This is a genomic window from Ensifer sp. ENS11 (assembly GCF_014851895.1).
Classification (GTDB): Bacteria; Pseudomonadota; Alphaproteobacteria; order Rhizobiales; family Rhizobiaceae; genus Ensifer; species Ensifer canadensis.
Window position 1 is genome coordinate 1 of record NZ_JACVAN010000081.1, and the last position, 323, is coordinate 323.

A 323-nucleotide genomic window follows, 5' to 3' on the forward strand; every position below is an offset into this window, starting at 1 on the left:
CTGTCGCGCAAGACCAACCTGTGCACGGCGATCCGCTCGACCCAGGGCCAGGGCCTGATGCCGGATGGCACCTCGCGCTTTTCGATCGGCAAGGACAAGATCCATCACTATATGGGCTGCTCCACCTTTGCCAATTACACCGTGCTGCCGGAGATCGCGCTGGCCAAGGTCAACCCCGACGCGCCGTTCGACAAGATCTGCTATATCGGCTGCGGCGTCACCACCGGCATCGGCGCGGTGATCAACACGGCCAAGGTCGAGATCGGCGCGACCGCGATCGTCTTCGGCCTCGGCGGCATCGGCCTCAATGTCATCCAGGGCCT

1 pseudogene is annotated in these 323 nt (G+C 63.8%); it reads left to right on the top strand.

The annotated features are described in order from the left end of the window. A pseudogene (locus tag IB264_RS34315) lies at nt 1–323 on the top strand (S-(hydroxymethyl)glutathione dehydrogenase); the annotation flags it as partial.